The organism is Conexibacter stalactiti (genome assembly GCF_033542075.1).
Classification (GTDB): domain Bacteria; phylum Actinomycetota; class Thermoleophilia; order Solirubrobacterales; family Solirubrobacteraceae; genus Conexibacter; species Conexibacter stalactiti.
Genome location: NZ_JAWSTH010000004.1, coordinates 121907 through 141631, shown reverse-complemented (window position 1 = coordinate 141631; position 19725 = coordinate 121907). Strand labels below are relative to the sequence as shown.

At 73.3% G+C, this 19725-nt stretch carries 17 protein-coding genes; 10 read left to right on the top strand and 7 right to left on the bottom strand.

Annotation, left to right across the window (positions count from 1 at the left end; translation table 11 throughout):
* From R7226_RS03480 to R7226_RS03465, 4 genes are all read left to right on the top strand, one after another.
* The coding region (locus R7226_RS03480; RefSeq protein WP_318595641.1) for a CAP domain-containing protein at positions 1-514 on the top strand (514 nt) is incomplete at its 5' end.
* Positions 515-581: 67 nt separating this feature from the next.
* The gene (gene otsB / locus R7226_RS03475) at positions 582-1424 is read left to right on the top strand and encodes a trehalose-phosphatase (protein ID WP_318595640.1); all 843 of its coding nucleotides are present in this window, start codon (positions 582-584) and stop codon (positions 1422-1424) included.
* A gap of 18 nt (positions 1425-1442) precedes the next feature.
* Positions 1443-1976, top strand: a complete 534-nt coding sequence (locus tag R7226_RS03470; RefSeq protein ID WP_318595639.1) for a hypothetical protein — start codon at positions 1443-1445, stop codon at positions 1974-1976.
* A complete protein-coding gene (locus R7226_RS03465; RefSeq protein ID WP_318595638.1) occupies positions 1973-3016 on the top strand; it encodes a glycosyltransferase in 1044 nt (347 codons plus the stop codon). The genes R7226_RS03470 and R7226_RS03465 overlap by 4 nt, the downstream gene beginning before the upstream one ends.
* Here R7226_RS03465 and R7226_RS03460 read toward each other — a convergent pair.
* From R7226_RS03460 to polX, 4 genes are all read right to left on the bottom strand, one after another.
* Complete coding sequence (locus R7226_RS03460; protein WP_318595637.1) at positions 3013-7269, bottom strand: phosphodiester glycosidase family protein; 4257 nt, start codon at positions 7267-7269, stop codon at positions 3013-3015. The two genes, R7226_RS03465 and R7226_RS03460, sit on opposite strands and share 4 nt — an antisense overlap.
* A gap of 93 nt (positions 7270-7362) precedes the next feature.
* The gene (locus tag R7226_RS03455) at positions 7363-11589 is read right to left on the bottom strand and encodes a phosphodiester glycosidase family protein (RefSeq protein ID WP_318595636.1); all 4227 of its coding nucleotides are present in this window, start codon (positions 11587-11589) and stop codon (positions 7363-7365) included.
* Positions 11590-11773: 184 nt separating this feature from the next.
* Entirely contained in the window at positions 11774-12322 is a 549-nt protein-coding gene (locus R7226_RS03450) for an HdeD family acid-resistance protein (RefSeq protein ID WP_318595635.1), read from the bottom strand.
* 33 nt (positions 12323-12355) lie between these two features.
* Positions 12356-14131 (bottom strand): DNA polymerase/3'-5' exonuclease PolX, encoded by a 1776-nt coding sequence (polX, locus tag R7226_RS03445; protein ID WP_318595634.1) that lies wholly within the window; start codon positions 14129-14131, stop codon positions 12356-12358.
* Positions 14132-14320: 189 nt separating this feature from the next.
* On the opposite strand from polX, the gene trxA reads away from it, so the two are divergent.
* Positions 14321-14650 carry a thioredoxin gene (gene trxA, locus R7226_RS03440; RefSeq protein WP_318595633.1) on the top strand — a complete coding sequence of 110 codons (330 nt, stop codon included), beginning with the start codon at positions 14321-14323 and terminating at the stop codon, positions 14648-14650.
* A 66-nt stretch (positions 14651-14716) separates the two neighbouring features.
* Complete coding sequence (locus tag R7226_RS03435; RefSeq protein ID WP_318595632.1) at positions 14717-15523, top strand: 4'-phosphopantetheinyl transferase family protein; 807 nt, start codon at positions 14717-14719, stop codon at positions 15521-15523.
* On the opposite strand, the gene R7226_RS03430 is transcribed toward R7226_RS03435, so the two are convergent.
* Together R7226_RS03430 and R7226_RS03425 are read right to left on the bottom strand one after the other, a co-directional pair.
* Positions 15423-15791, bottom strand: coding sequence for an ArsR/SmtB family transcription factor (locus R7226_RS03430; protein ID WP_318595631.1), 369 nt, complete (start codon positions 15789-15791; stop codon positions 15423-15425). The two genes, R7226_RS03435 and R7226_RS03430, sit on opposite strands and share 101 nt — an antisense overlap.
* 27 nt (positions 15792-15818) lie before the next feature.
* Positions 15819-16259, bottom strand: coding sequence for an SRPBCC family protein (locus tag R7226_RS03425; protein ID WP_318595630.1), 441 nt, complete (start codon positions 16257-16259; stop codon positions 15819-15821).
* A 96-nt stretch (positions 16260-16355) separates the two neighbouring features.
* Here R7226_RS03425 and R7226_RS03420 point away from each other — a divergent pair, with 96 nt between their 5' ends.
* Positions 16356-16940, top strand: coding sequence for an ATP-dependent Clp protease proteolytic subunit (locus R7226_RS03420; RefSeq protein ID WP_318595629.1), 585 nt, complete (start codon positions 16356-16358; stop codon positions 16938-16940).
* 59 nt (positions 16941-16999) lie between these two features.
* On the opposite strand, the gene R7226_RS03415 is transcribed toward R7226_RS03420, so the two are convergent.
* Entirely contained in the window at positions 17000-17491 is a 492-nt protein-coding gene (locus R7226_RS03415) for a MarR family winged helix-turn-helix transcriptional regulator (RefSeq protein ID WP_318595628.1), read from the bottom strand.
* 137 nt (positions 17492-17628) lie between these two features.
* On the opposite strand from R7226_RS03415, the gene R7226_RS03410 reads away from it, so the two are divergent.
* The 3 genes from R7226_RS03410 (at position 17629) to R7226_RS03400 (ending at position 19672) form a co-directional block, all read left to right on the top strand.
* Entirely contained in the window at positions 17629-18156 is a 528-nt protein-coding gene (locus R7226_RS03410) for a MarR family winged helix-turn-helix transcriptional regulator (RefSeq protein ID WP_318595627.1), read from the top strand.
* Between the two features lie 228 nt (positions 18157-18384).
* Positions 18385-19002 carry a response regulator transcription factor gene (locus tag R7226_RS03405; RefSeq protein WP_318595626.1) on the top strand — a complete coding sequence of 206 codons (618 nt, stop codon included), beginning with the start codon at positions 18385-18387 and terminating at the stop codon, positions 19000-19002.
* Positions 19003-19006: 4 nt separating this feature from the next.
* The gene (locus tag R7226_RS03400; RefSeq protein WP_318595625.1) at positions 19007-19672 is read left to right on the top strand and encodes a response regulator transcription factor; all 666 of its coding nucleotides are present in this window, start codon (positions 19007-19009) and stop codon (positions 19670-19672) included.
* Positions 19673-19725: the final 53 nt, after the last annotated feature.

Sequence of the window (19725 nt, the reverse complement as noted above, 5' to 3'; positions counted from 1 at the left end):
GTCGGCCGCGCAGAGCGACGCCGCCGCCTGCCCCGCCGCCACCGCGATGCCGGCGGCGGCCGTCTCCGCCGCGCGCTCCGAGCAGGCGCTGCTGTGCCTGCTCAACCGCGAGCGGGCCCGTGCCGGCGCGCGCCCGCTGCGCGCCAACCGCTGCCTCGCACGCGCCGCCGCGGACCACGCGCGCGACATGGTCCGGCGGCGCTACTTCGAGCACAGCTCGCCCGACGGTCGCAGCTTCTCCGACCGGATCCTCGCGACCGGCTACGCGCCGCCGTCGGCGCGCTGGACGGTCGGCGAGAACCTCGCCTGGGGCGTCGCGCCGGCCGGCGATGCCGCCTGGGTCGTGAACGCCTGGATGAACAGCAGCGGCCACCGCGAGAACGTGCTGCGGGCGGGGTTCCGCGACGTCGGCCTCGCCGCCGTCGAGGGCGCGCCGGCCGGCGGCGACGGCGCGCGCGCCACCTGGGCGGCCGAGTTCGGCGTGCAGAGCGGCGGGCGCGGACGCTGCGGCTGAGAGCAAGCGCCGTTGCAGCCGGACCTCCGAGCGGCGGCCGCGCAGCCGGGTCGCCATACTAGGTCGGGTGACCCCCGCCAGACCGACGGCGGAAGCATCCGACGCACGGCTCGCCGAGGCGCTGGCTCCGCTGCGTGCCGATCCGGCCCGCACGGCGATCCTGCTCGACATCGACGGGACGCTCGCGCCGATCGTCCGCTACGCCGACGACGCGCACGTGCCCGAGACGACGCGCTCGCTGCTGATCGAGATCGCGCGCCGCTACGGCTACGTCGCGTGCGTCAGCGGGCGCCGCTCCTCCGACGCGCGCCGGATCGTCTCGATCGGGACGATCTCCTACATCGGCAGCCACGGCACCGAGCTGCTGAGAGCGGGCGGGATCGAGCCGGTGCTCGACCCGGCCGTGCGCGACTGGGGCCGGCGGATCCAGGCGTTCGGACGCGACGCCGACAACGCCGAGCTGCGGCGGCTGCGGGTGCGGATCGAGGACAAGGGCTCGATCGTCGCCTTCCACTGGCGCGGCGCGCCCGACGAGGAGGCCGCGCGCGCGGCGATCGACACGATCGCCGGCCGCGCCGAGCAGAGCGGTCTGCGCACCCACTGGGGCCGCAAGGTGCTGGAGGTCCGGCCGCCGGTGCGGATGGACAAGGGCGCCGGGATCTTGAGCTTCCTCGAGCACGCCGAGCTGGACGCGGCGCTGTACGTCGGCGACGACGTGACCGACCTCGACGCCTTCCGCGCGCTCGGCGAGATGCTCGCCGAGGGTCGCGTGCGCCACGCGCTGCGCGTCTGCGTCGCCTCCGAGGAGGGGCCGAGCGAGCTGGCCGAGGAGGCCGACCTCGTCGTCGACGGCACCGACGGCGTGCGTCATCTGCTCGAACGGCTGCTCGCCGACGATCCCGCCACCTGAGCGAGGCAGGCGAGGGCGATGCGCTTCACGGACTTCCTCAAGGCGACCGTGATGACGAGCGCGGCCGCGGCGACCGTGCTCGCGGCGCTGACCGCCTTTGCCGCCAGCCGCGCCGACGATCCGCTGCTGGTGCCGTTCGCGGCCGGCTGGTGGATCCTCGCGGCCAGCGTCGGCGTCGTGCTCGGCAGACGCGCCGAGACCTCGCCGCCGATCGCGCGGCTGCTGGCCGACGCGAGATCGTCGCAGTCGCTGCCGGAGGTGAGCCCCGCGCGGGTGCTCGTCAACCGCCTGTGGCCGCTGCTGGCATGCACGGTCGCGGCCGGCGTGCTCGCCCTCTTCCTCCCGCAGGTCGCGGCGATCGCGGCCGGCTTCGCGATCATCTGGGCGCTCTCGTGGCGTCAGCAGGACGCCGCGGTGACGGCGATCGAGGGACGCGACGGCGTCCGCTACTACGTCGAGCGGACCTCGCCGTTCAGAGCGATCCAGCTGATCCGCACCCCGGGCTTCCGCTCGAACGAGGTGTGGGAGATGGAGGAGTCGGCGACCAGTTGAGCGCCGACGTCCTCCTCGTCTCGCTCGGCACGACCGCCGGCTGGCGCGGCGCCGACGAGCAGCTCGCCGCCGCGATCGCGCGCGCCGGCGCGCGTGTCGAGGTCGCCGCCGCCGGCCCGGTCCCGCGCGTGCGCACCTTCGCGCTGACCGACCTCGTGCAGGCGCGCGCCTGCCGCGCCGCGGCGCTGCGCGGAATCGCCGCGCACGACCCGCACGGTGTGATCTACAGCTCCGCGACCGCGGCGCTGCTGGCGCCGCGGCCGGGCGCGATCTGGTTCGACTCGCCGGCGCTCGACAACCGCCCCGGCCGGCACGGGATCTGGCAGCGGCAGGTCGAGCCGCGGCGGATGGCGGCCGCGAAGCTGCTGCTGCCGATGAGCGCGGGCAGCCTGTCGCCGCTGCCGGCGCGCGTGCGCGCGGCCACGCCCGCGGTCGTGCTGCCGGTGCCGGTCGAGCCGACGCGACCGGCCGACGCCGACGCGGCCCCGCCCGGCACGACGCCCGCACCGGCCGACGCGGCGGCCGCGCCCGCCCGCGATGTCGCCGCGCTCGCCTACGCCGCCGATCCCGTCAAGAAGGGGCTCGACCGCATCCTCGCCGCGTGGGCGACGGTGCGGCGGCCGGGCGAGACGCTGCTGATCGCCGGCCAGAGCGGTCCGCTCGGCGACGGCGCGGAGGGGACCGGGCTGCTGGCGCCGGCCGAGTACCGCGCGCTGCTGCGGCGCGCGCGCGTCTTCGTCGCCGCGCCGCTGCGCGAGGACCACGGGATCGCCCAGCTGGAGGCGCTCGCCGACGGCTGCCGGCTGGTGACGACGCCTGCCGCGGGCGCCTATCCGGCGCTGGAGCTGGCCCGCGCGCTCGAGCCGCGCTACGTCAGCGAAGAGCTCGGCAGCGCGCTCCGCGCCGCGCTCGACGACGCGCAATCGGCTGGCGACGACGCCTACGCCGTCCGCGCCGCCGAGCTGCTCGCCCCCTACCGCCGCGCCAGCTTCGACGCGGCGGTACGGGAGCGGGTGCTGCCGCTGCTGCTCGGCGGCTAGCGCACGCGCACGGGCAGCGAGCTGCCCGCGACCTTCAGCGTGTAGCTGCCGCGCGCGATTCTGCGCGTCGCCTTGAGGTTGCCGACGCGGCCCTTCGCGTAGGTGCGGCCGTTGCGCACCAGCGACGCCTTCGCCGTCTTCTTCACGGCCGCCTTCTTGACCGAGCTTCTCGACGTGTAGGTCACGACGCAGGTCACTCTCGTCCCGCCTCTGACGGTGCAGGTGACGAGCGCGTCGCGGCCCTTCTCGCCGGTCGCGCCCTTCGCGCCGGTCGCGCCGGCGTCGCCCTTGGCGCCCGGCGCGCCGGCAACGCCGGCCGGGCCGGTCGCGCCGTCGCTGCCGGCCGGGCCGGCGGGACCGTCGGCACCGACCGGGCCGACCGGCCCGTCGACGCCCGTCGGACCCTGCGCGCCGTCTCTGCCGGCCGCGCCGTCGGCGCCGTCTGAGCCGGGCGTGCCCGGCTCACCCGGGGCGCCGGGCTCGCCCGGGGTCCCCTGGTCGCCTCTGTCGCCCTTCGGCAGACCGGTGCTGGTCGCGCTGACCGTCACCGTGTGGCGCACCTCGGCCGTGTTGGCGGCGAAGACGAAGCGGGCCGTCGAGGTCGCGTCGGCGCGCTGCGGCGCGAACCGCACCAGCAGCGTGCAGGCATCTCCCGGCGCGACCGTCACGTCCGTGCAGGAGTCGGCCGCGACGACGAAGTCGCCGACCGGGCCCTCGACCGTCTCGATCCGCTTCAGCGACAGCTCCAGCGGCTCGTCGCCGGTGTTGGCGACGCGCAGCTCCTGCGCCGGGCCGAACGTCGTCGCCGGCTGCGGCGCGAACGTCGGCGCGGTGATCCACGCCTTCGGGCCGGGCGCCGTCGAGGCGACGACGTTGACCGTCTTCTGCGCGCTGATCGGCGCGAGGTCGTCGCCGGTTCTCATCGAATCGGCCTCGGCGACGACCGCCACCTGGCCGCTCTTCAGCGCCGTCAGCGCGCCCGTCGCCGGGTCCAGCAGCGCGACCTTGCCGGCCTCGCGCGCGGCCTCGACCGCCTCCTCGCCGCTGCCGATCGCCAGCTCGGCCGAGCCGCTCCAGCGGATCGACGCCGGGTAGCGCAGCGGCACCCGCCGCGTCCCGGTGGAGACGCCGGAGGGCTGCACCAGCTCGCCGCCGAGCGGCGCGCTCGCGCCGACTTCCAGCTCGGCCGGCGCGTCGAGGTCGATCTGCTGCGCGAACGGGCGCACGTCGATGTTGAGCCAGTCGCCGTCGGCCGTCTCGGCACCGTCGACGCTCCAGCGCATCCAGCCGGTCATGCCGCCGCGGTCGGGCGTGCCGTACGGCGACTTGCCCGACGACGGGAGCACGACGTACGGGACGCCCTCGATCCGGTCGACGTTGACGATCTGCGCGTGCGAGCCGGCCATCGCGACGCCCTTGCCGCCGCTCTCGTCACGGAAGTCGGACAGCAGCCGCTCGATCAGCGCGACCTCCTTGCGGTCGCCGAGCTGGCTGGCGTCGCCGGGGTCGGGGTCGTTGGTCGGGTGGTGGGCGAAGACGAGCACGTTGTTGATCGCGTCGTCGGCCGCCGCGTCGTCCAGCGCCGCCTGCAGCAGCGGCAGCTGGTCGTAGTCGGAGCCGCGCAGCGAGCCGCGCGTCGAGTTCAGCAGCACGACGCGCGTGCCCTTGTGGTCGAAGGTCCCGTACGGTCTGCCGAACTGGGACTTCCAGGCGTTGAGGTTGTCGGTGCCGTACGACTCGTGGTTGCCCGGCACGTAGTAGCAGGGGACGGTGTTCGCGGTCGGCGCCGGCGCCGGCGTGCCGGCCTCGACGAGGTTGCAGCCGGCCTCCGTCAGGACTCTTCTCGCCAGTTCGACGTCGGCCTGGTAGCCGGTGTCGACGATGTCGCCGTTGAGGACGACGAAGTCCGGTCTCTGCGCGCGGATCCGCTTCATCGCGGCGGCGGTGACCGGCACCAGCTCCTGGTTGGCGGCGGTGAACTGGATGTCGGAGAGCGTCGCGAACTCGAAGCGCTCGCCGCCGGCCGCCGGCAGTCTGCCGTCGGCGTCGATCAGGCGGTCGGCCTGCAGCGGCGGCTCGGCCGGCGTCTCGATCTCGCTCGGCACGTCGACCTGGAGGTCGTCGATCACGAGCGAGCCCCTGTACTGTCTCGCGGCCGCCGTCTCGATGAAGCGGACGTTGTCGAGCCGCACCGGGTAGACGACGCCGCTGCTCGGCAGCGACGCGGTCACCTTCACCCAGCCCGCTCTCGTGAGGTAGTCGCCGCGCAGGTCGAGCACTCTGCCCGCGGCGCTGGAGGAGTCGCGCAGCGACAGCGTCGGCCACTGGCCGTTGCCGTCGCTCTTGACCCACACCGAGACGCGCAGCGGCTGGCCCGGCAGCGGGATCTGCGTCAGCGCGCGGGCGCCGGCGCTGCGGGTCGCGGTCGCGGCGGTGAAGTCGTAGTCGACTCTGAGGCCGTTGCCGGTGTGACCGCCGGGCACGATCGAGATCGCGCCGCTCGGCGAGCGATCGTGGCGGAAGGTCCAGTTGGCGGCCGAGTCGAACTCGTCGAGCGTGATCGTGTCGAAGCCGACCGTGATCGGCACCGTCACCTGCTGACCGCCGACCGAGATCGTCAGGATCGTCGCGCCGTTGGCCTTCGGCGTGATCTTCAGGCCGGTGCCCGACGGCTGGATCGAGACGATCGCGTCGTCGTAGTCGAGCTCGGCGTCGATCGGGTCGATCGCGGCGGCGAATCCCTCGCCATCGCGGCCGGTCAGGTTGAGCACGGTCGCGCTGCTGCTCGTGTCGGTGAACGAGAGGCGGCGGCGCGAGGGCTCGACCTCGGCCAGCTCGCCGAGCACTCTGACGGCGAGCGACGCCTGGACCGTGTCGGTCGTGGCGCGCACGCGGATGTGGCCGAAGACGTTCTCGGGCGCGTGCAGCAGGCCGCCAGGGACGGCGCCCTCGTTGGCGCTCCAGCGGACCTCGCCGCGCGGCAGCGCGACCGGGCCGCCGTTCTCGTCGACGGCCTTGGCGCCGAGCGTGCGGTGCAGGCCCGGGAAGACGCGCGCCTGCTCGCCCGAGGGCGAGACGACCAGCTCGTCGGCGACGCCGCTGCCAGGCGCGAGGAAGAGGCCGATGCCGTTCGGCGTCGCGCGCTCGCTGCCGTCCGACGGCGTGTTGCGCACGGTCGGCGCGGCGGCGCCGAGCGGACGCGCGATCAGCGTGCTGGAGCCGCCGCCGTCGAGGTTGATCGCGTCGTCGGCGCCGACCGACTTCATCAGCTCGCCCATCTCGGCCAGTCTCGGGCCGAGCACCGCGGTCTGGCGGCCGTCGGCGACCGCGAGGTACATCGTGCGGCGATCCTCGGAGAAGCCGACCGCCGTGCGCGGCGCGGTCGACTGGTCGCCCTGCGGCTGCACGACCCCGTCATTGAGGAGCGGGTGAGCGGCGCCGATCGCGAAGGCGAGGTCGTCGACGCCGTCGCCGTTCAGTCTGTACTGGAAGTCGACGGCGTCGCCGACTCTCAGCGTGCGGATCGCGGCGGCGCCGGCCTCGCGGCCGACGAGCGCGATCGTGTTGGCCGGCAGCGTCCCCTCGCCGGCGCCGGCCGGGTCGACCGAGACGACGACGCCGTCGGTGACGATCGCCTCCGCGCGGTCGCTGCTGCTGCCGGTCGCCAGGGCGCGCGAGTAGGCGCCCCAGTTCGAGGTGAACGCGGCGATCGTGCCGTTGCCGGCGCCGAGCGCGTCGAAGGAGCGGACCTGCTGCCTGACGTCGCCCGGGAAGGTCGCGGTCGCCTCCAGCGCCAGCGACGTGAGCGAGCCGAGACGGTCGTTCGTGACGCCGACGACGGTCTCCGGACTGCCCGACTTGACGACTCTGCCGCTTCTGATCGCCGGCCGCAGCGCGGCGCCGGAGTTGCCGATGTCGAAGAAGTCGCCGTTGACGCCGGCGATCGCGCCGGACGATCTGGCCATGCTGGTGAGCGGCGCGGCCTGGCCGACGTGCTCGGCCATCAGCAGGTCGGTCGTGACCGCCTCCTCGGCGAGGTCGACGGTCAGGATCTGGGCGTCGGTCCAGCCGCTGGGGCTGAGCGTCTCGAGGTGGCGCAGCTCGATGCCGGGGCCGATCGGCTCGCTCTTGTCGGTCAGCGTGAGCGGGTCGGCGGCGGCGGCCGCGCCGGGCGCTGCCAGCGCGACGACGGCGCCGGCGGCGAGCGCCGCGCGCAGCCGGCGGCGCACCGACGGCAGGGGGATGGGATTCACGGAAGGTCTCCTGAACGGGGGCGGACGGGGTGCGGCCGGCCGCGCGAGGAGCGCGACCGGCCGCGGTGCGTTGCGTCTGCTGCTGCCTGCCTGCTAGCGGACCGTCACCGCCAGCCGCTGGGCGGCTTTGCCGCTGCCGACGCGCAGCGTGTAGCTGCCGCGCGTGACTCTGCGGGTCGCCTTCAGGCTGCTGACGCGGCCCTTGGCGTAGGTGCGGCCGTTGCGGACGAGGCTCGCCTTGCTGGTCGCGCGGACCTTGGCGTTCTTCGCCGAGCTTCTGCTCGCGTACGTGACCTTGCACGTCACTCTGGCGTTTCTGACCGTGCAGGTGACGAGCGCGTCGCGGCCCGGGGCGCCCTTGTCGCCCTTCGCGCCGGTCGCGCCGGTGTCGCCCTTGTCGCCCTTGGCGCCGGCCGTGCCGGCGGGGCCGGTCGCGCCGTCGTTGCCGGCCGGGCCGACGGGACCGATCCCGCCGACCGGGCCCTGCGGGCCGGGCGCGCCCGACTCGCCCTGCGGGCCGTCTCTGCCGTCGGCGCCGGCGGCGCCGTCTCTGCCGTCGCTGCCGGGCTGGCCGGCCGGGCCGTCCTCACCGGGCTGACCCTGCTCGCCCTGGTCGCCCTTCGGGCCTCTCGGGAGGCCGGTCGAGGCGGCCGAGATCGTCACCGTGTGACGCTGCTCGGCGGTGTTGGCGCGGAAGACGAGCTTGGCGCTCGAGGTCGCGTTCTCACGCTGCGGCGCGAACCGCACCAGCACCTCGCACGAGGCGCCGGGCGCGATCGTGACGTCGTCGCAGGCGTCAGAGACGACGACGAAGTCGCCTTGCGGGCCGTCGACGGCGACGAGCTTGTCGAAGCGCAGCTCCAGCGGCTCGTCACCGGTGTTGGCGACCGTCACGGCCTGCGCGGCGCCGATCGTGGTCGCGGCCTGGTCGGGGAAGACCGGCGCGGAGAGCCACGCCTTCGGGCCCGGCGCCGTCGAGGCGACGACCGCGACCGTCTTGGTGGTTCTGATCGGCGACATGTCGTCGCCCGCTCTCATCGAGTCGGCCTCGACGGTGACGTCGACCGTGCCGTCGGTCAGCGCCGTCAGCTCGCCCGTGGCGGGATCGAGGATCGCCGTCTTGCCGTCCTCGCGGGCGGCCTCGACGGCGTCGTCGCCGCTGCCGATCGCGAGCTGCTCGCTGCCGGACCAGCGCAGCGACAGCGGGTAGCGCAGCGGCACCGTGCGGGAGCCGGTGGAGACGCCCGTCGGCTGCACGAGCGTGCCGCCGAGCGGCGCGCTGGTGCCGACCTCGAGCTGCTCCGGCACCTGCAGGTCGATCGTCTGCGCGAACGGGTGGACGTCCAGCTCGAGCCACTGCTCGGCCGCGTTGGCGTCGCTGTCGACGCCCCAGCGGACCCAGCCGGTGATGCCGCCGCGATCGGGCGTGCCGTACGGCGCCTTGCCCGAGGACGGCAGCACGACGTAGGGGACGCCCTCCTCGCGGTGGACGTTCATGATCTGCGCGTGCGAGCCGACCATGGCGACGCCCTTGCCGCTGTCGTCACGGAAGTCCGACAGCAGTCTCTTGATCAGCTGCACCTCGACGCGGTCGCCGAGCTGGCTCGACTTCGTCTCGGCCGGGTCGTCGACCGGGTGATGGGCGAAGACCATCACGTTGTCGATCGCCTCGTCCTGCGCGGCCTCTTCGAGCGCCGACTGCAGCATCGGCAGCTGCTCGAAGTCCGAGCCGCGGAAGGAGCCGAGCGAGCTGTTGAGCGTGATGAAGCGGGTGCCCTTGTGGTCGGTGTAGCCGTACGGTCTGCCGAACTCGGCCTCGAACGCGTCGAGCGTGCCCTGGCCGCCGGGGATGTACGACTCGTGGTTGCCGGGCACGTAGAGGCAGGGGATGCTGTACGCGGTCTTCTCCGGCAGCGTCGCGCTGCCCAGCTCGACCAGCTCGCAGCCGCCGGCCTCCAGCGTCGTGCGCGCGAGGTCGATGTCCGATCTCTCGCCGAGGTCGACGATGTCGCCGTTGAGCACGACGAGGTCGGCGTCGGTCGCGCGGATCCGCTTCAGCGCCTGGATCGCGACCGGCACCATCTCGGTGTTGACGTGCGTGAACTGGACGTCGGAGAGCGTCGCGAAGGTGAACTCCTGCTCGCCGTCCTGCAGCGAGCCGTCGGCCGAGATCAGCGCGTCGGAGCGCAGCGGCTCCTGCTCGGGCAGCTCGACCTCGCTCGGCACGTCGGCCGAGACCTCGCCGACGACGATCGAGCCGGCTCTCTGCAGCGCGACGTTCGTCTCGATCGCCTGGAAGGTGTCGAACCAGATCGGGAATCTCGTGTCGGCCGGCATGGTGAAGACCACGTCGTTCCAGCCCGGCACGAGCGGGGCGCCGTAGAGGTTCTTGTAGGTGCCGTCGACCTGTCTGAAGGCGCCGTAGGTGAGCGTCACTCTCTCCGTCGACTTCACTCTCACGTGCACGCGCAGCGGCGCGCCCGGGAGCTGGAACTGGCCGGTCGTGCCGACCGAGGTGATGCCGATGTTGCGGCCGGCGCTGTAGTCGACTCTGACGCCCTCGGCGGTGTCGGTCAGCGTCCGCGCGATCGCGGCCGTGCCGGTCCACTGCCACAGTCTGCTGGCGATCGGGTTGCGCGTCAGCAGGTAGTCATCGACGTGCGTCTGGACGCCGACGGTGACCGGCAGCTTGATCTGCTGGTCACCGGCCCAGACGTTGAGGATCGTGCCGCCGGCGGTCAGCGGCGTGATCTTCAGGCTGTTGCCCGACGGCGTGATCTTGACGACCGAGTCGTCGTAGTCGAGCTCGAGGTCCTGCGGCTCGACCGGGGCGGTGAAGCCCTCGGCGTCGCGGCCGGTGACTCTGACGATCGTCGCGCGGTCGGCGCCGCTGTCGGCGAACGAGAGCCGCTGCGTCGACAGCTCCAGCGCGTGCAGCTCGCCGAGCACTCTGACGGCGACGTCGGCCTGCGCCGTGTCGGTCGCCGCGCGCACGCGGATGTGACCGAAGACGTTGTCGGGGGCCTTCAGCAGCCCGCCGTCGACCGTGCCCTCGTTGGCGCTCCAGCGGATGTCGCCGCGGGCGACCGAGACCGGCGTCTGGTGGTCGTCGACCGCCTTGGCGCGCAGCGTGCGGTGGAGGCCGGGGAAGACCCGCGCCTCGTCGCCGTCGGGCGACAGCAGCAGCTGCTCGACGAGCCCGTTGCCGGGCGCGACGAAGATGCCGACGCCGTTGGGATCGCGCCGCTCGTTGCCGTCGGAGGGGCTGTTGCGGACCTTGACTCTGGCGTCGCCGAGCGGGCGCGCGACCATCGTGGTCGAGCCGCCGCCGTCGAGGTTGATCGCCGTCTCGGCGCCCTCGGCGTCGAGCATCTCGGCCATCTTCTGCGTCGTGGCGCCGAGCACCGGCGCCTGGCGGCCGTCGGCCGTCAGCAGCAGCACCGTTCTGCCGCCGTCGGCGAAGCCGATCGCGGTGCGCGGGTGGATCGTCTGGTCGAGGTTCGGCAGCACGGCGCCGTCGCGGATCAGCACCTCGTTGCCGCCGACCGCGAACTGCAGCTGCTTGGAGACCTCGTCGGCGAGGCCGTAGGCGAGCGTCACGTCGTCGCCGGGGACGAGCGCGCGGATCGCGTCGGCTGCCGCGTCGCGACCGACGAGGTAGAAGCCGTCGGCGGGGATCTCGCCGGCGCCGAGCGCAGTCGCGTTGACGGAGACGACTCTGCCGTTCTGGACGAGCGCCTCGGCGACGTTGGTGACGCCGCTGAAGCCGCGCGCGCGGCTGTAGGTGCCCCACTTCGAGGTGTAGGCGGCGTAGCTGCCGGCGGGGATGCCGCCGGCGGTGTTGAGCGCCGCGACGGGCACCTCGGCGCCCTTGACCGTCGCCTTCGCGTCGAGCGCGGTGTTGACGATCCCGCCGATGCCGGCTCTGGTGACGCCGACGGCGGGCGACGTGAGGCCGAAGTTGGCGCTCTTCAGCAGCTCGCCGCCTCTGACGGCGATGTTCTGCGGCGCGCCCGAGTTGTCGATGTCGAAGAAGTCGCCGTTGACGCCGGCGACGGCGCCGGCTCTGTCGGCCTTGCCGGAGATCGCGCCGGTCTCGGTGACCGTCGCGCCCGACAGCAGGTCGGAGGAGACGACGTCCGACAGTCTCGCCGTCAGCAGCTGGTAGTCGTACCAGCCGCCGGGCTCGAGCGTCTTGAGATGGCGGAGGGTGATGCCGGGACCGACAGCTTCAGTCGTGTCGGTCAGCGTCAGCGAATCGGCTGCCGTGGCCGCGGTCGGGACCACGCCGGCCGCCAGCGCGACACCGGCCAGCAGCACGGGCAGGCGTCCACGACGCCGCGCACGCGGCGAAAAGGAGGTCAATTGAGTCCTTCGGGAGTGAGGGGACGTGACGGTGACCGCGTCGTGCGGTCACCGTGACTGTCCCGTCGATCACGCGATGACTCGTGACCGCCGCGTCATGAAACTGTGAGAAAGCTGTGAACGGCCCTAAAGGGCGGTTTCACTGCGGAGTGGAGCGCTTCAACGCGCTCGCGGCGGAGATCGCCGCGAAGCCGAAGAAGAGGAAGTCGATCCCGACCAGGAGACCGATCGCCCAGTCCGAGGACTCCGGCAGCTCGGCGCCGATCAGGATCGCCAGCAGCAGCGTGACGACGCCGTTGAAGGCGGTCAGGCCGGCGCCCGGCAGGCCGCGCTCGGAGATCGCGACGCCGATCCGCATCACGCCGGCGAGCGCGAAGTAGAGCACCAGCAGGACGGTCAGCGTGTAGGTGCCTCTCAGCGGCGCGAGGAGCAGCGCGATGCCGGCGGCGAGCGTGATCAGCGCGACCAGCGCGCGCAGCACGAGGCGGCCGACGTCGCGCACCGCGAAGGCGTCGACGAACAGGAAGACCGCGCCGAAGACGAGCATCCAGCCGATGAAGATCGCGACGCCGACGGAGGCCAGTGCCGGCACGATGATCGCGATCGAGCCGCCGATCAGCGCGAGCACGCCGGCGACCATCAGCCACCGTTGGCTCTTTCTCAGTGCGTCGAGCAGGTCGTTCTGCATGCGGCGGGCCCCTCCGGTTCGTGGAGCGCCACCCTAGCCGCCCGCACGGACGCGCTTGCGCAGCGGTGCGAACTCCTTCCAGGAGCGCGTGTTGGCCACCTGCGCGGCGGTCAGCCAGGCGCGCCGCGCGGTCGCGATCCCGTAGCGGCGGCTGGACGCGAGCGTGCGCGTGCGGTGGGCGTCGCTGTCGACGAGGATCAGCACGCCGGCCTGCGCCGCCGCGCGCGCGTGCACGTCGTTGAGGTCGCGCCGGTCGGGCGCGCCGTTGATCTCCAGCATCGTGCCGGTCCGCGCCGCCGCCTCGATCACGCGCGTGACGTCGAGCGCGTACGGCGGGCGGGCCTCGATCTTGCGGCCGGTCAGGTGGCCGATCGCGTCGACGGAGGGATGGTCGATCGCCGCGATCACGCGCTCCGTCATCGCAGCCTCGCCGAGCGAGAACGACGAGTGGACGCTGGCGATCACCCAGTCCAGCCGCGCGAGCAGCTCGTCCGGGTAGTCGAGCGAGCCGTCGGGGAGGATGTTGACCTCGCTGCCAGCCAGCAGCTCGATCCCGGGGAAGGCGGCGTTGGCGGCGTGGATCCGCTCGATCTGCGCCTCCAGCTGCTGCGGCGAGACGTCGTCGCCGAAGCCGTGCGAGGCCGAGTGGTCGGTGATCGCGAGGTACTCGTAGCCGAGCGCCTGCGCCGCCTCCGCCATCTGCTCGATCTCGTTCTTGCCGTCGGAGGCGGTCGTGTGGCTGTGGAGGTCGCCCTTGACGTCGGCCTCGGTGATCAGCTCCGGCAGCCCGCTGCCGCCGTCGAGCCGCGCCGCCTGCAGCTCGCCGCGGTTCTCGCGCAGCTCCGGCTCGATGTACGCGTAGCCGAGCTTGGCGTAGACCTCCTGCTCGGTCGCGCAGCGCAGCGTCTCGCCGCTGGCGTCGTCGAGGATCCCGTACTCGGAGACGTGCAGGCCGGCCTTCACGGCCGCCTCGCGCAGCGCGACGTTGTGCTCCTTGGAGCCGGTGAAGTGCTGCAGCACGTTGCCGAACTGGTCGGGCGCGACGACCTTCAGGTCGACGCCCATGCCGCTGTGGGTGCGCACGCGCGCGCCGTTGTCGCCGAGGCCGGCGGTCGACTCGACGAGGTCGGAGGCGGCGAGCGCCTCGGCCAACGCGCGCGGGTCGTCGGCGGTGGCGATGATGTCGAGGTCCTTGACCGACTCGCCCCAGCGGCGCGCCGAGCCGGCCAGCTCGACCTGGTGGGAGGTCGGGTGCGCGCGCAGCAGCTCCAGCAGCGGCTCGGCGATCGCGAGCGCGCGGTCGAGCACGAAGCGGCCGGAGCCGTTGCCGCCGCGCGCCTCGGCGTCGGCGGTCGCGCGCGCGATCGCGGCGAGGAAGTTCTCCTCCGCTCTGGCGCCGAACCCTCTCAGGTCGCGGATCCGCTGCTGTCTGGCGGCGGTCTCGAGCGCCTCCAGCGAGTCGATCCCCAGCTCCTCGTAGAGGCGGCGGGCGCGCTTGGGCCCGAGGCCGGGCAGGCGCGTCATCTCCAGCAGGCCGGCGGGGAACTTCGCCCGCAGTCTCTCGGCCTGCGGGATCGCGCCGGTCTCGACGAGCGCGACGAGCTTCGTCTCCAGCGTCGCGCCGATGCCGGGCAGCTCGGTGACGCGGCCCTCGCGCGTCAGCTGGGCGACCGAGACGGAGGCGTCGCGTGTGACTTTGGCGGCGTTGCGGTAGGCGACGACACGATGGATGATCGCGCCGTCGAGCTCGTAGAGGTCGCCCAGCTCGTCGAAGGCAGCCGCGATCTCGCTGTTGGTGGGGTCGGCCATCCGCAGAACCTAGCTCGCCGACGCGCCTTCGTGCACGCGCGCGACGCGCGCCGTCTCCCCGTCGTGCGCACGCGCGGCCTCGCACGACGTGCGCGCGCGAGCGCGGCGTGCGATGCTGGGCCCACGGGCTCCCTTCACGGGGGCACTATACTTTGTGAAGTAAGCCGATTCCCGCAAGGAGCCCCTCTCATGGCAGGCACCATCACCGAGGTCAACGACAACAACTTCCAGGCCGAGGTCATCGAGTCCGACGTCCCCGTTCTCGTCGACTTCTGGGCGCCCTGGTGCGGTCCATGCCGCATGGTCGCTCCGGTGCTGGAGGAGATCGCCGGTGAGCGGGGCGACGCGCTGAAGATCGTCAAGCTGAACGTCGACGACAACCAGCAGACGGCGATGAGCTACGAGGTCCTCTCGATCCCGACGCTGATCCTGTTCAAGAACGGCGCGATCGCGAAGAAGGTCGTCGGCGCCTACCCGAAGCGCAAGCTGGAAGCCGAGCTGGAGCCGGCGCTCGCCTAGCGAGCCGCCCGCACCACCACGCGGACGATGGGCGGCGCCTGCCGCCGCCCATAGCGTGGGCGGGCGATGTCGCACCGGCCCGCCCACGCCCCGGCCGACCTCCGCGTCTGGCTCGTCCCCGTCGACGCCGCCACCTGCGCCCGCTTCGCCCCGCTGCTCTCCACCGCTGAGCGCGGCCGCGCGGCGCGCTTCCGTGACCCCGCCGACGGCGCCCGCTTCACCGTCGGCCGCGGCGCGCTGCGCCTGCTGCTCGGCCGCTGCCTCGGCATCGCGCCGCCCGCCGTCGAGCTGACGCGCGCCGCCCACGGCCGCCCCGCGCTCGCCGGCGGCGCGCTCGACTTCAACGTCGCCCACGCCCACCGGCTGGTCGCGTGCGCCGTCTCGCGCACGCGGCGGGTCGGCATCGACCTCGAGTGGATCCGCGTGCTGCGCGAGCAGCACGCCGTCACGGCGCTCGCCTGCGACGAACGCGAGCGCGCATGGCTCGACGGCCTGCCGCCGCGGGGCCGGCGGCAGGCCCTGTTCGAGCTGTGGACGGCGAAGGAGGCCTGCCTGAAGGCGATCGGCTGCGGCCTGCTGGAGGAGCCGGCCGCGGTCGCCGTCGCGCTCGACCCGGCGCGGCCCGAGCTGCCGGAGCACGGCGCCGCGTCGTTCGCCGGCGCACCCTTCGCGCTGCGGCGGCTGCCCTGCCCGCCCGGCTATCGGCTGACGCTGGCGACGCAGCCGGGCGGCCCGGCGGCCGAGCGCGAACAGCGCATGCAGCGCGAGCGAGTCACTCCGCGACGTGCCGCCGCAGCCGCTCCAGCCGGCGATCCCACTGGCCGCCGACCTCGGTCATCCAGCGCACGGCCTGCTCCAGCGGGTCGGGCGTGAGGCGGTAGCGCGTCTCGCGGCCGGCTCTCTCGGTCGCGACGAGGCCCGCCCCGGCGAGCAGGTTCAGGTGCTTGGCGACCGCCTGGCGTGAGATCGGCAGCTCGGCCGCGAGCGCGGTCGCGGTCGTCGTCGGCTGACGCGACAGCTCCCGCACGACCGCCCGCCGCGTCGGGTCGGCGAGCGCGGCGAAGACGGCGCCGGCGAGCAGGTCGGCGTCGTGGCCGCCGCCCGCGCCCAGGCCGCTCGCGCCGCCGACGACGTCAGGCATCGCGATCGCCGCTCCGGCCGAGTCGTCTCACGCCCAGGCGCACAACGAGCAGGCGGCGAGCGCGCCCATCCGCTGCGTCCACGCGGTCGGCGTGCCGGCGGGCGTCAGCTCGGCGTCGCCGCTGCGCAGCGCGTCGGTGCGGACCTCGACGACGGAGACGCGCGTGCCGCCCTCGACGTCGTCGAGCGTCAGCTCGACGAGCGACTCGCCGGTGTCGTCGTCGGCGTCGGCGGCCTGCCAGCGGAAGGCGATGCGGCGCTGCTCCGTCAGCTCGTCGACGACGCCGACGCGATCGCCGCCGTCGTCCCAGCGGAAGCGGGCGGCGCCGCCCGCGCGCGGCTCCAGCTCGACGTCGTCGGCGAGCCAGCAGGCGAGCTGGTCCGGGTCGGTGACCGCCCGCCACGCGTGCTCGCGGGAGACGGGCAGCACGACGGAGCGGTGGACAGCGGCGGCGGGCTCGGCGGTCATGAACGACTCCTGGGATTCGTGCAACTCAAGGGTTGCTAGTCTAGCGCCACCGTTTACGCAACCCTGTGGTTGCGTGTTTGCTCGAAAGGAGCACCCATGTCCCCGCTCGTCCCGATGGTCGTCGAGCAGAGCGCGCGCGGCGAGCGCTCGTTCGACATCTACTCGCGCCTGCTCAACGAGCGCGTCGTCTTCCTCGGCCAACAGGTCGACGACGACATCGCGAACCTGGTCGTCGCCCAGCTGCTGCACCTCGAGGCGGTCGACCCCGCCAAGGACATCCACCTCTACATCAACTCGCCCGGCGGCTCCGTCACCGCCGGCTTCGCGATCTACGACACGATGCAGCTGATCCGGCCCGACGTGGCGACGATCTGCGTCGGGATCGCGATGTCGATGGGCTCCTTCCTGCTGATGGCCGGCGCCAGCGGCAAGCGGATGGCGCTGCCGAACAGCCGCATCCTCAACCACCAGCCCTCCGGCGGCTTCCAGGGCCAGGCGACCGACATCGCGATCCACGCCGAAGAGACGCTCGCGGCCCGGCGGCGACTCGAGGAGCTGTATGCGCACCACACCGGCCAGCCGCTCGAGCAGATCCACGCGGACATGGAGCGCGACCGCTTCTTCACGCCGGAGCAGGCGGTCGAGTACGGCCTGATCGACAGCGTCCACGCGCGGCGGTAGCGGGGCGCGACCGCCGGCAACCTGCCGGGCACGGCCGCCACCCGCGAGCAGCGACCGGCTTACCCGGCGGCCGCGAGCGAGCCCGGCCCCGGCAGCAAGCTCGCGTCGCCTGCCGCCTCCGCGCTCGCGTCGGCGACGCGCTCCAGGAAGGCGGCGACGACGCGGCGGTCGCGCTGCGGCAGCGCTTCGAAGACGCTGTCGATCCGCTCCGTCAACGCGGCGAACGAGGCCTGCAGCGTCGCCTCCGCGTCAGCCGTCAGGCGCAGCAGCCTGCTGCGGCGGTCGCGCTCATGGCGGCGTCGTTCGATCAGCCCGAGCTCGCCGAGACGGCTGGAGATCGCGCCGACGACCTGCACGCTGAGACCGGTGCGGAGGCTCAGCAGGCTGGGCGAGATCTCCCCGTGGCGGGCGATGCAGACGAGCGCGCGCAGCTCGTTCTCGGACAGCTCCAGCGAGCTGGCGACGGCGCGCACGTAGCGGGCGCAGGCAAGCTCCTTCTGGGCGAAGAGCCAGCGGATCCGTGCGGCGGAGTCCTCGTGCGGTGCGCCCATCGCGCCTATCACCTCAACTCTGGTTCTTCTTCCCACCGACAGGTGGAGTCACCCTAGTGCAATTCGATCGTTTCTCAAGAGAGTTGCTGTCCGGTGGCCGCTTTTCATCGCTGAGGCGCTCGGTTACGCTCGACGCGATGCCCGCCGAACCCGAGGACGAGCACGGCCGATATCGGCCGCTCCAGCTGCGCGACCTGCTGACGCGGCAGGCGCTCGCGATCGAGCGCTATCGCGCCGCCGTCGCCCGCCAGCTGGGGCTCAGCGACACCGAGATGGGCGCCGTCGTCTATCTCGCCCAGCAGCGCGAGCTGACGCCTGGCGAGCTGAGAGAGCGGCTGGCGCTCAGCTCGGGCGGAACGACCGCGCTGATCCAGCGGCTCGAACGTGCCGGCCATGTCGCGCGCCGGCCCAACCCCAGCGACGGCCGCAGCGCGGTGATCAGCCTCAGCGAGGAGATGCGGGCGCTGCTGGTGACCCATGCCGCGCCGCTGTTCGAAGCGCTCGACGCGGTTGCCGCGACGCTCTCCCATGACGACCACGCGACGGTCGGCGCATGGCTCGATCGCATCGTCGCCGCGACCGAGGCGAAGGCTGCTGACGCCGGCGACGAGGACGGCGACGGCGACGGCGCCGCGGGGGCCGGCGTCTCGAACTCCTGGTTCTGAGCGGCGCGCGATCAACAGCTCGCCCGCCGATCCTCCGATCGGTTGATGAGGGATCCGAGGATTCACGGGAAATCTACCGACCATCGCAATCGGGTTGTCTCGCCGAGCGAGATATTGGGATAGAATCAAGTGTGTTGAGCCGATTCAGGGGGACGCTCACGCCTCATGTTGGAAACAGCCCCGTCTTGGTCCGCGCGGGGGCGCGGCAAGACCACCACACCGACCGCGGTGCGGGTGCTCGTCGCCGACGCTCACCCGCTCTTCCGCGACGCGCTGGTCCGCGCGATCGCCGGCTATCGCATGATCGAGCTCGCGCACGCGACCGACGAGCTGGCCGGCGTCCGCGAGGCGGTCGAGCGACATCGGCCCGACGTCGTCGTGATCGACCGCGAGCTGCTCGCCGGCGATCTCGTCGAGCCGGCCGACGACCTCGCCGGCGGCGCGCGGCTGCTGCTGCTCGCCGCCGAGGTGACGCCCGACGACGTCTACCGCGCGCTCGAGCACGGGGTCGCCGGCTACGTCTCCAAGGACGCGCACGCCGACGCCGTCGGCGAGGCGGTGCTGGCGGTCGGCCGCGGCGAGACGCGGCTGGACGCGACCTCACAGACGCTCGTCGCCGGCGAGATCCGCCTGCGCGGGCGCGACGAGCGCCCGCAGCTGAGCCGGCGCGAGCAGCAGATCCTCGAGCTGATCGCCGATGGGCAGACGGCGCCGCAGGTCGCGGCGATGCTGCACATCAGCACCGCCACCGTGAAGACCCATCTGCTCCATCTCTACGAGAAGCTCGGCGTCGCCGAGCGCGCCGCCGCCGTCGCCGTCGGCATGCGGTTCGGCTTGCTCGAGTGACAGCGTGTCACTCCCGTCGACCATCAACGGCGCGCCGCCGGTCCGCGTGCTGGTCGCGGACCGACAGCCGCTGTTCCGCGAGGCGGCGGCGCGCGCGGTGCGCCAGTGCGCGCAGTTCCGCCTCGTCGGCGAAGCCGGCGACGGCCGCAGCGCACTGCGGCTGCTGCGCGTCGAGCACCCCGACGTCGCGATCGTCGATGTGCGGCTGCCCGGGATCGACGGCCGCCGCGTGCTCAACGCCGCCGTCCGCGACGGGCTCGCCAGCCGGATCCTGCTGATCTCCGCGGCCGACGACGCCGCGTCCAGCTACGCGGCGATCGAGGCCGGCGCCGGCGGCTGGCTGTCGCGCACCGTCGACGCCGGCGAGCTGTGCACGGCGATCGCCGCGGCCGCGCGCGGCGAGGTCGCGCTCGGCCGCGACGCGCACACGCTGATCGCGGGCGAGATCCGCCGTCGCGCCGCGAGCGAGCGCGACGCGATCCTGACCGAGCGCGAGCGGCAGGTGCTGATCTTCGTCGCCGACGGGCTCGGGGCGCGGGAGATCGGCGAGCGGCTCCATCTCAGCACTGGGACCGTGAAGTCCTGCCTGCTGCAGATCTACAGACGCTTCGAGGTCTCCGAGCGTGCTGCGGCGGTGGCGGTCGCGCTGCGCCGCGGCCTCATCGAATGAGTGGTTCGCAGGCAGACATAAGTTGTATTTGGGAACGCCCGTGTAGCGAGATA